The sequence below is a fragment of the Caulobacter sp. NIBR1757 genome (assembly GCF_027912495.1).
GTDB lineage: Bacteria > Pseudomonadota > Alphaproteobacteria > Caulobacterales > Caulobacteraceae > Caulobacter.
In genome coordinates, this window is sequence record NZ_CP115463.1 from 2,050,928 (window position 1) to 2,065,195 (window position 14,268).

The window sequence follows — 14,268 nt, forward strand, 5'->3', positions numbered from 1 at the left end:
TAGCGGCTGTCGAGCCTAGCCTGGCCCGCCCTTGGTATGGAAGTGGCCGCCCGTCTTGCTGAGCGCCGTGATCGGGGCCTTCTTGCCGATGGTCGGCAGCTGCTTCACCACGCCGCTGAACACGGGCTTGATGGCGGCCGGCGAAGTTGCGGTGACGCAGACGGTGCGTTCGCCCTCGCGGCCCCAGGGGGTGACCTTCACGTCGGCGACCAGGTCCTTGTGGCCGGCCAGCCAGGTTTCGACGCGGGCGTAGGCCTCGCCGTCGATGCCCATGGCGTAGCTGCCGAAGGAGATGGAGACATCGCAGCCTTCGCCGCCCGGGCCCGGGGCCGGCGGCGGCTCGGCGCCGCTGTCGGTGGCGCAGGCGGTGGCGAGCAGGGCGGTGGCGGCGAGGGCGAGGAAGGGTTTCATGCGGCGGTTCCCATGAAGGACGGCAGCCAGCCCTCGTGGGTGACTCGCAGCTTGTCCAACGCGATGGAGAAAAGCCCCTTCGAGGCAAAGGCGTTCCCGCCGGCCTGGCCGACGACGGAGGCGTGCAGGCCGGCGGACGCGGCGGCGGCCAGCAGCGGGGCCGGGTCGGCGACGGCGACCAGGTAGCGGGCCTGGTCCTCGCCGAACAGGAAGGGGTGGGCGTTGGTCGGGCTGGAGGCGTCGAGGGTGACTCCGACGCCGCTGGCCAGGGCCATCTCGGCGGCGCCGATGGCGAGGCCGCCGTCGGAGAGGTCGTGCACCACAGTCACCGTGCGGGCGACGATCTGGGCGCGGACGAAGTCGCCGGTGCGGCGTTCGAGGTCGAGGTCGACCGGCGGCGGGGCGCCGTCCTCGCGGTTCAGCAGTTCTCGCAGGTAGAGGCTGGCGCCCAGTTCCCCATGGTTGACGCCGATGACCACCAGGGCGTCGCCGTCCTTCATCGAGGAGAAGTCGGCGCGGTTGGCGTAGTCGACCAGCAGGCCGACGGCGCCGACGGTCGGGGTCGGCGGGATGCCCTTGCCGTTGGTCTCGTTGTAGAGGCTGACGTTGCCGCTCACGACCGGGAAGTCGAGGGCGCGGCAGGCCTCGGCCATGCCCTCGATGGCCTTGACGATCTGGCCCATGATCTCGGGGCGTTCGGGATTGCCGAAGTTGAGGTTGTCGGTGATGGCGATCGGATCGGCGCCGACGGCGGTCAGGTTGCGCCAGGCTTCGGCGACCGCCTGTTTGCCGCCCTCGTAGGGGTCGTTCAGCACATAGCGGGGGGTGCAGTCGCTGGTCACGGCCAGGGCCTTGCGGGTGCCGTGGACGCGGACGATGCCGGCGTCGGCGCCGGTGGCGCTGTCTTCCAGGGTGTCGGCCATGACGTGGCGGTCGTACTGCTCCCACAGCCAGCGCTTGGAGGCGACGTCCGGGCAGCTCATCAGGGTGAGGACGGCGGCTTCCCAGTCGGCGGGGGCAGGCACCGTCTTGGGATCGATGTGGGGGTGTTTGACCGGCTCGGTCCAGGGGCGGTCGTACAGCGGGGCGTCGTCGGACAGCGGGCTGAGCGGCAGGTCGCAGACGACCTCGCCCTTGTGCTTCAGCACGATGTGGCCGGTGTCGGTGGTGACGCCGATGATGGCGGCGTCGAGGCCCCACTTTTCGAAGATGGCGTGGCCGTCGCGTTCACGGCCGGGCTTGAGGATGGCCAGCATCCGCTCCTGGCTCTCCGACAGCATCATCTCGTAGGCGGTCATGCCCTCTTCGCGCTGCGGCACCATGTCGAGGTCGAGCTCGATGCCGACGCTGCCCTTGCCGGCCATCTCGACCGAGGAAGAGGTCAGGCCGGCGGCGCCCATGTCCTGGATGGCGGCGACGGCGCCGGTGGCCATCAGCTCGAGGGTGGCCTCGATCAGCAGCTTTTCGGCGAAGGGGTCGCCGACCTGCACCGTCGGGCGCTTCTCGTCGCTGTCCTCGTCGAACTCGGCGCTGGCCATGGTGGCGCCGTGGATGCCGTCGCGGCCGGTTTTGGAGCCGAAGTAGACGACCGGCAGGCCGGCGGCCGGGGCGGCCGAATAGAAGATCTTGTCGGCGTCGGCCAGGCCCACGCACATGGCGTTGACCAGGATGTTGCCATCGTAGCCGCGGTGGAAGTTGGTCTCGCCGGCGACGGTGGGGACGCCGACACAATTGCCGTAGCCGGCGATGCCGGCCACCACGCCCTCGACCAGACGCTTGGTCTTCGGATGGCTGGGGTCGCCGAAGCGCAGGGCGTTGAGCAGGGCGATGGGCCGGGCGCCCATGGTGAAGACGTCGCGCATGATGCCACCGACGCCGGTCGCCGCGCCCTGGTAGGGCTCGATGTAGCTGGGGTGGTTGTGGCTCTCCATCTTGAAGATGCAGGCCTGGCCGTCGCCGATATCGACGACGCCGGCGTTTTCACCCGGGCCGCAGATGACGCGCGGGCCCGTGGTGGGGAATTTACCCAGGTGTTTTCGGCTGGACTTGTAGCTGCAGTGCTCCGACCACATCACCGAGAAGACGCCCAGTTCGACGAGATTGGGCTCGCGATTCAGACGCTTGAGGATGACCGCGTACTCGTCGGGCTTGAGCCCGAATTCGGCGGCGATTTCGACCATGGGCTTGGCGGGAGGAGAGGCGCTCATGGACTGGGCCTTCTAGAGTGCTGCGCCCCCGCTGTGAACCGTCCCCGTGCTACTGAGTGGCGGCGGTCGGGGCGGTGCGCATGCGCATCAGCGACCAGATCACTCCGATGGCGAACGGCAGGACCATCAGGCCGAACTGGATGGCGGCCCAGGCCGGTCCCGACAGGGTGTAATATTCGCCCAGCTGCAGGGCCATGTGCTTGCCCTGCAGGATGTCCTGCAGCCAGGGCCAACCGAGCACGGCGAGGAACAGGGCGCTGGTCACAGCGGTCAGCAGGGTGGCTTCGCGCGAGCCGCGCAGGGCGCTGAAGGCCCCGACCAGGGCGGTGACGAAGACGGCGGCGGCCATGGCCGAGACGGTCAGGCCCTTGTCGCCGTTCAGGAGTCCGAAGCCGTAGCCGACGTACTCCGGATCAACCAGGCTGCGGACCGGGGCGGCGCTGTTTAGGCAGGCGGCGAACAGGTGGGCGAAGCCGACCACCGCGCCGATGAAGCCCGTCCGTCCCCGGAACAGGGCGATCAGCCAGGCGATCAGGATCACGCCCGAGACGCCGCCCGCTACGTAGAGCCAGTTGACCTGACTGAAATCCATGGTCTTCCCCCGTTTCGTCGGCGAAGGTGCGGCCAAGCCGCCAGACGGCCAAGTTAATTCGCGCTCAGGTGGGTTTATGGCGAAGTTTCAGATCAATACGGTGGAGGAATACCTCGCCGTCGTGCCCGCGCGGCAGCGGGAAATCCTCGAAACCGTGCGGGCGGCGATCGTCGCGGCCATCCCCGAGGCGGAGGAGGTGATCTCCTACGATATTCCGACCTTCAAGATCGGCGGGCGGGCGGTGATCTATTACGCGGGCTGGAAGCGGCATTTTTCGATCTATCCGGTCGGGGATGCGGTGAAGAAGACGCTGGCCGCCGAACTGGCGGGCCTGGAGATCAGCAAGGGGACGATCAAGTTCCCGCTCGACGAGCCCGTGCCGGTCGAGCTGATCGGGCGGATCGCCAAACTGCGGGCGGCGGAGGAGGCCGCGTACAAGCCGAAGAAGAGGCGGCCCTAGGCTTATCGAAGCTGTCAACGATTGTACCACGGCGCGGGCCTGGGAAGAGGGCCGTTTGACGGAAGTCGCTGATCTTGCGTGACATTTCGGGTGAGGTGGGCGCGGGGAATGTAGGCGCCGGCGTTGACAGGGCGTAGGCGCCGAGGCGGGGAATGTTGATGCTCCGGTGAGACGTCATGCCCACGCGGGCGTCGCGGGGCGCTCAGATCGGCTTGTGGGCCCCAATTTCCAGATGAATATGTCTAGACATATTGCTCAAACGCCCGGCGGGCGGGCGTTTTGGAGGGGTGCATTCCCTGCGCTGTCATCCTCCGGCCGCGAAGCGGACCGGGGGACCCATCCGTCCGCGTGAAAACCGCCAGGAGTCTTTCAGCCCCGGCTTGATGGGGTGGACGACCCCCGGCGGCATCGGTGTGCCAAGATGGGTTGTCTGAACTCATCTCAAGGAGGGCCGTCCGTGGAGCATCCTACGCGCATATTCATCGATACGTCCAAGCAGCTGTTTCAGCTGCACGGTGTGGACGCAGGCGAGAAGGTCGTCATTCGCCGGCAACTTCGGCGGCGGGAGATGATCCCGTTCTTCACCAGGCTGGCGCCGACGGTGATCGGACTGGAAGCCTGTGGAGGTTCACACCACTGGGCGCGGGAGCTGGCGGGGCTTGGCCATCAGGTGATGCTGCTGCCGGCCCAGTATGTGAAGGCCTATCTGAAGCGAGGCAAGAACGACGGTCGCGACGCCGAGGCCGGCTGCGAAGCGATGAGCCGGCCGACGATGAGGCCGGTGCCGGTCAAGACCGTTCAGGAGCAGGCGGTGCTGATGCTGCTGGCGACGCGGGACCGACTGGTGCGAAGCCGCACCCAGCTGACCAACGCCATTCGCGGCCATGCCGCCGAGTTCGGGCTGATCGCTCCGACCGGGCTTGACAAGATCGAGCCGCTGCTGGAGCGCGTCGCCGCCGACCAGGCTTTGCCCGACCTGGCCCGGGACCTGTTCGCGGGTCTTGGCCGCCAGCTCCTCGCCCTGCAGGCGCAGATCGTCGAGATCGACGCCCGGATGGCGGCGCATCATCGGGCCGATCAGACCAGCCGCCGGCTGGCCAGGATCCCCAGCGTCGGGATCGTCGGCGCGGTCATGCTCGCCGCCAAGACCCCGGACCCCAAGGCCTTCCGCTCAGCGCGCGACTTCGCCGCCTGGCTGGGCCTCACGCCCAAGGACCATTCCACTGCCGGCAAGACCCGCCTTGGCGGCATCACCCGGGCCGGCGACGAGGCGCTTCGAGCCGTCCTGGTCTGCGGGGCCATGGCGGTGATCCAGAACGCCAAAGCGGGTCGAGGACAGCCGTGGCCATGGCTCAATCGGCTATTGGCCACAAAGCCGACCAAGCAGGTCGCCGTCGCCCTCGCCAACAAGACCGCCCGCATCGCCTGGCGCCTCATGGTCAGCGGACAGGACTACGATCCGTCTCGCCGCCTCGCCGCGCCTTCCCAACAACCTGCCTAGCCGGCAGGCTCAACCCGTTCCTTGCAAGAGGCAGATGGTGTGATCGATCGATCAAATGGATGGGACACTCCGCGGGACCCAACGGCGTCACAGACCGCTGCCTTGATCGGAACCCATCCCGCGCAAACCATCTTGGCGACGGCCAATATCCAAGGCCGCCAGACCGGACATATGGGCGCAAGCGACTACGATCAGATCAATCCGCGACGACTTGCAGGGTGGGGGTCGTCCACATATGGGTCCCCCGGTTCCCGCTGCGCGGGCCCGGAGGATGACAGCTTTTGGGTAGGCGCTAGGCGCTGGCCAGGGCGCTCTGGAACAGCAGGGCCCCGTCGGCCGAGCCCAGTTCGGCTTCGAAGGCGCGGTCGGGGTGGGGCATCAGGCCGATGACGTTGCCGGCCGGGTTGATGATGCCGGCGATGTCGCGGGCCGAGCCGTTGGGGTTGTCACGATAGCGGAAGACAACCTGGCCCTCGCCCTCCAGCCGGTCGAGGGTGGCCTCGTCGGCGAAGTAGTTGCCCTCGCCGTTGCCGACCGTCATCACCGCCTCGCGGCGCCCCTGGTAGGCGGCGGTGAAGCGGGTCTGGCCGTTGACGATGTCGAGGGCGACCGGCTTGCAGACGTATTTCAGACCGGCGTTGCGGAGCAGCGCGCCCGGCAGCAGGCCGGCCTCGCACAGCACCTGGAAACCGTTGCAGATGCCGACGGTGGCGACGCCGCGTTCCACGGCCGCCTTCACCTCGGTCATGATCGGCGACAGCGAGGCCATGGCCCCGCAGCGCAGGTAGTCGCCGTAGGAGAAACCGCCGGGCAGGACGATCAGATCGACCTTGTCGGGGAGCGCCGTGTCGCCGTGCCAGACCATATCGACGGAGGCGCCGGTCGAGCGCTCGACGGCGACCTTGCAGTCGCGATCGCAGTTGGACCCCGGGAAGACGATGACGGCGGCTTTCATGGGCGGGGCCTTTAGCAGAGTCTGTTCCGCGTCGCGAGTGCGCCTTTTGGGAGATATTGACCGGTCCCGATGTGACCCGGACCGCGCTTTCCCTCATCGTCATCCCGGCCGTAGCGAAGCGGAGAGCCGGGACCCAGGGGGTGCGGGGTCCACCCGTGCCGCCGCCGACCCTGAGCACGGCCGCCCCTGGGTCCCGGATCGTCCCTGCGGGCCGTCCGGGATGACAGACCGGGGGTGGACGAAATCGGAGCTTGAATGTTGATCGGCCCTGGCTGACGAAGCCTGGGCTCAGACCGTTCCGAACGCAGACAAGCCCGGTGTCACCCGATCTCGACCCGGTAGCTTTCGATAACCGTGTTGGCCAGCAGCTTGTCGCACATGGCCTTGACCTCGGCTTCGGCCGAAGCCTTGTCGCCGCCGACCTCGAACTCGAGGACCCGGCCGACGCGGACGTGGTTCACGTCCGCCCAGCCCAGCCCGTGGAGGGCGTTCTCGATCGCCTTGCCCTGCACGTCGAGGACGCCGGGCTTGAGGAAAACGTGGACGGTGGCCTTCACTAGTGCAGTCCCCCCTGGATGACAGTCGGCATGTCTTTCATGATCCCGAGGCGACGGGCGACCTCGGTGTAGCTCTCGATGACGTCGCCCAGATCGCGGCGGAAACGGTCCTTGTCGAGCTTTTCGTTGGTCGTCGAATCCCACAGCCGGCAGCTGTCGGGGCTGATCTCGTCGGCCAGGATGATGCGCGAGAAGTCGCCTTCCCAGACACGGCCGAACTCGATCTTGAAATCGACCAGGGTGATGCCGACGGCGCCGAACATCCCGGTCAGGAAGTCGTTGATGCGCAGGGTCGAGGCCATGATGTCGTCGATGTCCTGGGTGGTGGCCCAGTTGAACGCCGTGATGTGCTCTTCGGCCACCAGGGGATCGCCCAGTTCGTCGTTCTTGTAGCAGAACTCGATGATCGAGCGGGGCAGGGGGGTGCCCTCCTCGAGGCCCAGGCGCTTGGACAGGCTGCCGGCGGCGATGTTGCGGCAGATCACTTCCAGCGGGATGATCTCGACTTCCTTGATCAGCTGTTCGCGGTGGTTCAGCCGGCGGATGAAGTGGTTGTGGACGCCGATGGCGGCCAGCTTGGTCATCACGAACTCGCTGATGCGGTTGTTGATGACCCCCTTGCCCTCCAGCACCGCCTTTTTCTGGGCGTTGAAGGCGGTGGCGTCGTCCTTGAAGTACTGGATCAGGGTGCCCGGCTCGGGCCCTTCGTACAGGATCTTGGCCTTGCCTTCGTAGATCTTCTTGCGGCGGGTGGTCATGGGTCTCCCCCGGTGGGGTGATATGCGGCGCGGCGGAACGAAAATCGCGCGCGGGCGGTGGGCCAGCGCGCGAGAATCCGACTCGCATCGCGAGGATGGATGGTCAGGCGCGTGAATACTCTCAAAGCGTCGGCAATGAAAGGCCGGGGCGCTCGTTGTCCCAGATCATCGAGATGATCTTCCAGGCGCCGTCCTCGCCCTTGAACAGCTGGATGGAATTGACGCCGCGCCGTTCCGGGACGAGGTCGAGCGGATCGCGCCTGGCCTCGTAATGGCTCCAGACGTGGGCCATGTTGCCGAACACCTGGACCCGGCGGGCCAGCTCGACCTCGAAAAAGGGGCCGGTGTCGAAGAAGGGCTGGGTGTCGCGGCGGTACTGCTCGAGGCCCATGATGGCGATCCAGGGCTTGCCGTCTTCGCCGACCCCGGTGCGCATCTGGCGGGCGTCGGGATGGAAGAGCTGCGCCTGCCTGGCCCAGTCTCGGGGGCCGGCCGGGCCGCTGATCATGGCGTACATGCCGTCGATCACGTCTCCGATAGCGGTGTCGTCGTTGACCATGGTTGCTCCGGTTGTGATTGCGGGCGGCGACGGCGCGCGGTATGGACCGCGCCGCAAAACAGGTTTCGGGATTTCTATGACCACCTTCGACGATCGCGAAAAGGGCTTCGAGCGCAAGTTCGCCCTCGACGCCGAACAGGAATTCAAAGCCACCGCCCGGCGCAACCGGATGCTGGGTGAATGGGCCGCCGGCCTGATGGGCCTGGAGTCGCCGGAAGAGTACGTCCGCGCCGTCATCAAGTCCGACTTCGAGCTGCCGGGCGACGAGGACGTGCTGCGCAAGGTGGCGGGCGACCTGAAGGGGTCTGGCCTCGACACCACCGAGGGCGACGTGCGCATGAAGATGGACGAGCTGCTGGCCCAGGCCCGCGAGCAGATCAAGAACGGCTAGGCTTCGTCGTTCGCGACGCGCCCGAGCGGCCGCCTGAGCGCAAGCTGAGGCGGCCGTTTTGCGTTTGATATCCCCATTCCTGTCATCCTCCGGCCGCGCAGCGGACCGGGGGACCCAGCGGGGCTCTGGATTGACTCCTGGCAATCTTCACGGGGACAGTTGGGTCCCCCGGCTCCCGCTTCGCGGGCCCGGAGGATGACAGGAGAGGGGGGGGAAGCAGGACGGCAGCGGACCGCTTGTCGGCGGCCTCTAGTCCTGCTGAGCGAGCCCGAGCGGCCGCCGGAGCGCAAGCCAGGCGGCTGTCTTGTGTTCGAAGGGCAGTGAGGCGTGGGCCGAGCTGGAGGAGGGCAGGGCGATTCGCTCGATGTCCGGGCTGGCGGCGGCCACGGCCTTGAGGCCGAGCTTGGTCGCCGTGCCGCCGTTGAAGGCGATGGCTTTTAGCTCGGGGAGCGAGGCGATCAGGCCGACGAGGTCGTTGGTCCGCTCCTGGCGGATGGCGGCGTCGAGGCTGCCGGGGCGGTGGGCGTTGGCGATGACGTCCCACAGGGCGATGTGGTGGGCCTTGAGGGCCTCCAGACGCGGCTCGTAGTCCAGCGAGACCACATCGACGCCGATGACCTCGCCGACGAGGCGCCAGAAGCCGTTCTGGGGATGGCCGTAATAGCGGCTGCGGGCAATCGAGGCGTCGCCGGGCAGGCTGCCGAGAATCAGCAGGCGGGCGTCCGGGGCGAAGACCGGCGGGAAGCCGGCCTTTCTCGCTGCGGAGGGGCTGTCTGGGGACTGGCTCAGCCCTGGACCCCGAAGACGCGGGTGAAGATCGTGTCGACGTGCTTGAAGTGGTAGCCGTTGTCGAACAGGGCCTCGAGCTCGGCGTCCGACATGTTGGCCGAGACGAAGGGATCGGCCTTCAGGAAGTCGATGAACCGGCCCTCGCCGCGCCAGACCTTCATGGCGTTGGACTGTACCGCCGCATAGGCCTCCTCGCGGGAGACGTCCTTCTGGGTCAGGGCCAGCATGACCCGCTGGCTGTGGACCAGGCCGCCGAGGCGGTCGAGGTTCTTCAGCATGTTCTCGGGGTAGATGACCAGCCGCTCGACGACGCTGGCCAGGCGGCGCAGGGCGAAGTCGAGGTGGATGGAGGCGTCGGGGGCGATGCCGCGCTCGACCGAGGAGTGGCTGATGTCGCGCTCGTGCCAGAGGGCGACGTTTTCCAGCGCCGGGACCACGGCCGAGCGGACCAGGCGGGCCAGGCCCGTGAGGTTCTCGGTCAGGATCGGATTGCGCTTGTGGGGCATGGCCGAGCTGCCCTTCTGGCCCGGATCGAAGGGCTCTTCGGCTTCCAGCACCTCGGTGCGCTGCAGGTGGCGGATCTCGACGGCGAGGCGTTCGATGCTGCTGGCGACGACGGCCAGGGCGGCGAACCAGGCGGCGTGGCGGTCGCGGGGGATGACCTGGGTCGAGACCGGCTCGACGGCCAGGCCCATCTTTTCGGCCACGTGTTCCTCAACGCGCGGGTCGACGTTGGCGAAGGTGCCGACGGCGCCGGAGATGGCGCAGGTGGCGATCTCGAAGCGGGCCATGGCGAGGCGCTCCTTGGCCCGCACGAACTCGGCGTAGTGACCGGCCAGCTTGAGGCCGAAGGTAGTCGGCTCGGCGTGGATGCCGTGGCTGCGGCCGGTGCAAGGGGTGAGCTTGTGTTCAAGCGCCCGCCGCTTGAGGGCGGCCAGCACCAGGTCGACGTCCTCAAGCAGGAGGTCGGTGGCCTGGACCATCTGCACCGACAGGCAGGTGTCGAGGACGTCGCTGCTGGTCATGCCCTGGTGCAGGAAGCGGGCCTCGGGGCCGACGACCTCGGCCACATGGGTCAGGAAGGCGATGACGTCGTGCTTGGTGGTGCGCTCGATCTCGTCGATGCGGTCGGCGTCCCAGACCTTGTCCTTGCCGCCGGCCCAGATGGCCTTGGCGGCCTCCTTGGGGATGACGCCGAGCTCGGCCATGGCGTCAGCGGCGTGCGCCTCGATCTCGAACCAGATGCGATAGCGGGTCTGCGGCGACCAGATGGCCGCCGCCTCGGGACGGGAGTAGCGAGGGATCATGGGCGGGCCGTGTCGCCCCGCCCATGTCCGGAGTCAAGTCACCGCTTAGGTGGCGGAGGCCTTCATGTGCTTCACAAGGCCGATGGCGGCCAGGAAGTAGTGGATCGAGGCCCAGGCGTAGAAGCAGATCGAGATGACGATCCCCTGGCGCGTCGATTGGGCGCTGGTGTCCAGGCAAAGCTTGGCTGCTTCGGCGGTGGCGCCCTTGGGCGGCACGCCGCCCGGACAGCTGGCCACAAAGCTGGAACCGGCCTCGCCGCCGCCGAACGAACCGAACAGCGATTCGAGCACGCCGTGGTGACCGGGGGCGTTGAAGTTGAACTGCGCCAGATGGTCGATCAGCCAGCCGGTGAAGACGGGCCCGCCGCCGAGCGCGATCAGGTTGAGGAAGAAGAACAGCAGCGCCGTCGCCGTCGCCCGGCGGTAGGTGGGCACCGAGTTCTGCACCACGCCGAAGGTCGGGCCGAGGTAGGTGTAGTGGAAGATGCCGGGGATCAGGAGGATCAGGGCGGCGGTCTGCCAGTTGTTCTCCATGTAGGCCCAGATGTAGATCGGCGTGGCGATCAGCAGGCCGAAGGCTGGGGTGAGAGCGTACCATTTGGCGCTGCGCTTGCCGGCCCAGTCGGACAGGAAGCCGCCGACCAGGGTGCCGACGCCGGCCGAGAAGCCGCCGACCAGGCCGACGATCAGGCCGACGGTGGCCAGGTCCAGGCCGAACTGGCGCACGAAATAGGGGGGCACAAAGGCGCCGGCGCCGTAGGAGCCGAAGGAGGCGATGGTGACGCCGAGCACCATGTTGACCACCGGCCATTTGGTGAACAGCACCTTGGTCACGGTCCACAGCTCGCGGAACTCGTCACCGAAGGAGAAGGGCGGCTTCACATAGACCGGCGGGGCGACAACGCCTTCCTCGCTGATCGGCGCGACCGGGATGTCGGAGTGGCCGCGCGGCGGCTCCTTGACCAGCAGCTTGAAGAGGACGGCGAGCAGCAGGCCGGGGACGCCGACGATGATGAAGGCGATGCGCCAGCTGAACTCCTGGGCCAGCCAGCCGCCGGCCACGGCGCCGAACATGGTGCCGAGCGGGATGCCGAAGCTGTAGATCGACAGGGCGGTGGCCCGCTTCTTGGGTTCGAAATAGTCGCTGATCAGGCTGTGGGCCGGGGGCGAGCAGGCCGCCTCGCCGATGCCGACGCCGAAGCGGAGCAGGGCCAGCTGGGTGAAGTTCTGGGCCAGGCCGCAGAGGGCGGTGAAGCCCGACCAGATGACCAGGCCGACGGTGATGATGGTCACCCGGTTCTTGCGCTCGGCCAGGCGGGCGATCGGGATGCCGAGCAGGGTGTAGAGCAGGGCGAAATAGAGCCCGCCCAGCAGGCCCAGCTGGGTGTCGGTCAGCGACAGGTCGACCTTGATGGCCTGACCGATGGTCGAGATGATCGTCCGGTCGATGAAGTTGAAGGTGTAGGCCGCCACCAGCATGCTCAGCACCGTGGCCTTGTAGCCGTTCGAATAGACCGGCTTGGCCGCCGCATCCGTCATCGTGTGAAACCCTTCTTCTCGAACACAGTGTTGGTCGGTCCACTGACGGGACCGTTTGGGATGGGCTAGCTGACCATCTCTTCGCGGATGGTCTTGCGGGCCATCCAGAAGAGGGCGAAGGCGATCACGTTGAAGCCCATCGAAACGATGAGCGCCCAACGCAGGCCCTCGGCCTGAGCCACGCCGCAGGCCGCCTTGTTGGCCTCCAGCATGGCCTTGCCGCAGTCGGCGGCGGTCAGGCCCGATTGCTGCAGGATGCCGCCGGCCCACAGATCGCTGAGGATGCCGACGAACAGCGGCCCGAGGCCCAGCCCGACGAGGTTGATGATGAACAGCAGGACCGCCGCGCAGGTCGCCCGCATCTGCGGCTGCACGATGCTCTGGGCGGTGGCGTAGACCGGGCCGTACCAGAGGGAGCCGATGATGGCCGGCAGGGCCAGCAGGATCAGAGCGACCGTGGCGTTGGGGACCGAGACGGCGGTGATGTAGATCGGGATGGTGATCAGCGAGGCGATGGCCGGGACGATCACATAGGCCCGCAGGTCCCTGGCCCCCAGCTTGTCGGCGATGACTCCGCCGAGCCAGACGCCCAGCACGCCCGCCGTCCCGCTGACCACGCTGAGGGCGACGCCGACGGTGCCGATCGGGCCAATGGAGAAGCCGGTGACGCTGGTGATCCAGGCCGAGAGGTCGGCGATGTGACCCGCATGGCTGCGGAAGAAGAAGCTGGCCGTGAACGGGGCGTGGCCATAGCCGATGAAGGCCTTGATCGCGGCGGCGAAGGCGATCAGCCAGAAGGTCTTCTTCGAAAACAGCACGAGCATCGCCTCGCGCAGCGGCACGCTGGCCGTGGCCTTGGCGGCCATGATGGCGGTCAGCTTCTTGCGGGGCTCGGGCAGGGTGAAGAAGGTCAGCAGGGCAAAGAAGATGCCCGGCGCGCCGGCCACCAGGAAGGCGGCGCGCCAGCCGTAGGCGTCGGCGATCAGACCGCCCATGGCCATGCCGATCAGGCTGCCGAGCGGGGTGCCGATCGAGTAGAAGGCGATGGCCGAGGCGCGCTTTTCCCGAGGAACATAGTCGGTGATCAGGGAGTGGGCCGGCGGGGTGCAGCCGGCTTCGCCGACGCCGACGCCGATCCGGGCGAGCACCAGATGCCAGAAGTTCTGCGCAAAGCCGCAGAGCATGGTGAAGCCGCTCCACACCGCCAGGGCGCCGCCGATGATCATCGGGCGATTGGACTTCTCCGCCTTGCGGGCGATCGGAATGCCAAGGACGGTGTAGAACAGCGCGAAGGCGAGGCCGGTCATCATGCCCAGCTGCCAGTCGGCGAGGTGCAGGTCCTTCTTGATCGGCTCGGCCAGGATGTTGACGATCTGCCGATCCAGGAAGTTCAGCGTGTAGATGATCATCAGGGTCCACAGCGCGTAGCGCCGGAACCCTTTGCTGAGAGGCTCGATGCCTGGACCGTCGTCGGCGCGATCGGCCAGCTTCGACTCGGGCGGCGCCGGAACTGCGGCGTCGGTCATGGCGATTTCCTCAAACGCTTGTTCTAAACTGTTGGGCGCACTAGAGCCCGGATAGGGGGCGGCGCCAATACCGTTCGTTCCAACCTGCAGGGAGCCGACATGGAACTGGTCATCGGAACCAAGCGCTGGTCGACCTGGTCGATGCGGCCCTGGCTGGTGCTTAAAGCTACCGGCGCGCCGTTCACCGAGACCCTGATCCAGCTGCGCGAGGTCGAAACCTCGACCGCCGAGATTCGCCGGCATTCGCCGTCCGGCCTGGTCCCGGCCTTGAAGGACGCCGGTGTGGTCATCGTCGATTCGCTGGCCATCTGCGAATATCTGGCCGAGCGGTTCCCCGGACTGTGGCCGGCGGATCCCGTCGATCGCGCCCTGGCCCGCGCCGCCGCCAGCGAGATGCACAGCGGCTTTGGGGCCCTGCGCCGGGAATGCCCGATGGAGCTGGGGCTGCGGACCACGCAACCGATGTCGCCCGAGGTCGAGAAGGATGTCCGCCGCATCGTCGAACTGTGGATGGGCCTGCTCGATCGTTCGGGCGGGCCGTTCCTGCTGGGCGGCTGGTCGATCGCGGACGCCTTCTTCACGCCGGTCGCGACGCGATTCGAAAGCTATGGTCTCGATCTGAAAATCTGCGGTGACGACGGCCGGGCTCAGGCCTACGCAGAGGCCCTGTTGCAAACGCCCGAGTACCTGGCCTGGCTGGCCGACGCCTGACTCAC

Annotated in this window: 15 protein-coding genes; 4 read left to right on the forward strand and 11 right to left on the reverse strand. The window is 67.4% G+C overall.

All coding sequences use genetic code 11. From position 1 onward, the window contains the following. Positions 1–15 precede the first annotated feature (15 nt). From O5I81_RS10045 to O5I81_RS10055, 3 genes are read right to left on the reverse strand one after another with little or no spacing between them, the layout of a single operon-like run. Entirely contained in the window at positions 16–411 is a 396-nt protein-coding gene (locus O5I81_RS10045; protein WP_271068808.1) for a hypothetical protein, read from the reverse strand. Next, positions 408–2,618 (reverse strand): phosphoribosylformylglycinamidine synthase subunit PurL, encoded by a 2,211-nt coding sequence (gene purL / locus O5I81_RS10050; protein WP_271068809.1) that lies wholly within the window; start codon positions 2,616–2,618, stop codon positions 408–410. The genes O5I81_RS10045 and purL overlap by 4 nt, the downstream gene beginning before the upstream one ends. Before the next feature lie 49 nt (positions 2,619–2,667). Beyond that, complete coding sequence (locus O5I81_RS10055) at positions 2,668–3,210, reverse strand: hypothetical protein (RefSeq protein WP_271068810.1); 543 nt, start codon at positions 3,208–3,210, stop codon at positions 2,668–2,670. On the opposite strand from O5I81_RS10055, the gene O5I81_RS10060 reads away from it, so the two are divergent. Next, complete coding sequence (locus O5I81_RS10060; protein WP_271068811.1) at positions 3,209–3,670, forward strand: DUF1801 domain-containing protein; 462 nt, start codon at positions 3,209–3,211, stop codon at positions 3,668–3,670. The two genes, O5I81_RS10055 and O5I81_RS10060, sit on opposite strands and share 2 nt — an antisense overlap. 457 nt (positions 3,671–4,127) lie before the next feature. Next, positions 4,128–5,171: an IS110 family transposase gene (locus O5I81_RS10065; protein WP_271066031.1), complete on the forward strand. Its 1,044-nt coding sequence runs from the start codon at positions 4,128–4,130 to the stop codon at positions 5,169–5,171. Between the two features lie 292 nt (positions 5,172–5,463). Here O5I81_RS10065 and purQ read toward each other — a convergent pair whose 3' ends face one another. From purQ to O5I81_RS10085, 4 genes are all read right to left on the reverse strand, one after another. Beyond that, the gene (gene purQ, locus O5I81_RS10070) at positions 5,464–6,126 is read right to left on the reverse strand and encodes a phosphoribosylformylglycinamidine synthase subunit PurQ (RefSeq protein WP_271068812.1); all 663 of its coding nucleotides are present in this window, start codon (positions 6,124–6,126) and stop codon (positions 5,464–5,466) included. 320 nt (positions 6,127–6,446) lie between these two features. Further along, positions 6,447–6,683: a phosphoribosylformylglycinamidine synthase subunit PurS gene (purS, locus tag O5I81_RS10075; RefSeq protein ID WP_271068813.1), complete on the reverse strand. Its 237-nt coding sequence runs from the start codon at positions 6,681–6,683 to the stop codon at positions 6,447–6,449. Further along, positions 6,683–7,441 (reverse strand): phosphoribosylaminoimidazolesuccinocarboxamide synthase, encoded by a 759-nt coding sequence (gene purC, locus O5I81_RS10080; protein ID WP_271068814.1) that lies wholly within the window; start codon positions 7,439–7,441, stop codon positions 6,683–6,685. Before purC ends, purS begins: the two co-directional genes overlap by 1 nt. A gap of 121 nt (positions 7,442–7,562) precedes the next feature. Continuing rightward, positions 7,563–8,000, reverse strand: coding sequence for a hypothetical protein (locus tag O5I81_RS10085; protein ID WP_271068815.1), 438 nt, complete (start codon positions 7,998–8,000; stop codon positions 7,563–7,565). A gap of 76 nt (positions 8,001–8,076) precedes the next feature. Here O5I81_RS10085 and O5I81_RS10090 point away from each other — a divergent pair, with 76 nt between their 5' ends. Further along, the gene (locus O5I81_RS10090) at positions 8,077–8,391 is read left to right on the forward strand and encodes a DUF1476 domain-containing protein (protein WP_271068816.1); all 315 of its coding nucleotides are present in this window, start codon (positions 8,077–8,079) and stop codon (positions 8,389–8,391) included. 249 nt (positions 8,392–8,640) lie between these two features. On the opposite strand, the gene O5I81_RS10095 is transcribed toward O5I81_RS10090, so the two are convergent. The 4 genes from O5I81_RS10095 to O5I81_RS10110 form a co-directional block, all read right to left on the reverse strand. Next, the gene (locus O5I81_RS10095) at positions 8,641–9,180 is read right to left on the reverse strand and encodes a DNA-deoxyinosine glycosylase (protein WP_271069017.1); all 540 of its coding nucleotides are present in this window, start codon (positions 9,178–9,180) and stop codon (positions 8,641–8,643) included. Further along, the gene (gene purB / locus O5I81_RS10100; protein ID WP_271068817.1) at positions 9,177–10,487 is read right to left on the reverse strand and encodes an adenylosuccinate lyase; all 1,311 of its coding nucleotides are present in this window, start codon (positions 10,485–10,487) and stop codon (positions 9,177–9,179) included. Before purB ends, O5I81_RS10095 begins: the two co-directional genes overlap by 4 nt. A 45-nt stretch (positions 10,488–10,532) precedes the next feature. Then, positions 10,533–12,026: an MFS transporter gene (locus O5I81_RS10105; RefSeq protein ID WP_271068818.1), complete on the reverse strand. Its 1,494-nt coding sequence runs from the start codon at positions 12,024–12,026 to the stop codon at positions 10,533–10,535. A gap of 65 nt (positions 12,027–12,091) precedes the next feature. Continuing rightward, positions 12,092–13,552: an MFS transporter gene (locus O5I81_RS10110; RefSeq protein ID WP_271068819.1), complete on the reverse strand. Its 1,461-nt coding sequence runs from the start codon at positions 13,550–13,552 to the stop codon at positions 12,092–12,094. Positions 13,553–13,651: 99 nt separating this feature from the next. Between O5I81_RS10110 and O5I81_RS10115 the strand changes: the two genes are divergently transcribed. Next, positions 13,652–14,263 (forward strand): glutathione S-transferase family protein, encoded by a 612-nt coding sequence (locus O5I81_RS10115; RefSeq protein ID WP_271068820.1) that lies wholly within the window; start codon positions 13,652–13,654, stop codon positions 14,261–14,263. The last annotated feature ends 5 nt before the right edge of the window (positions 14,264–14,268 follow it).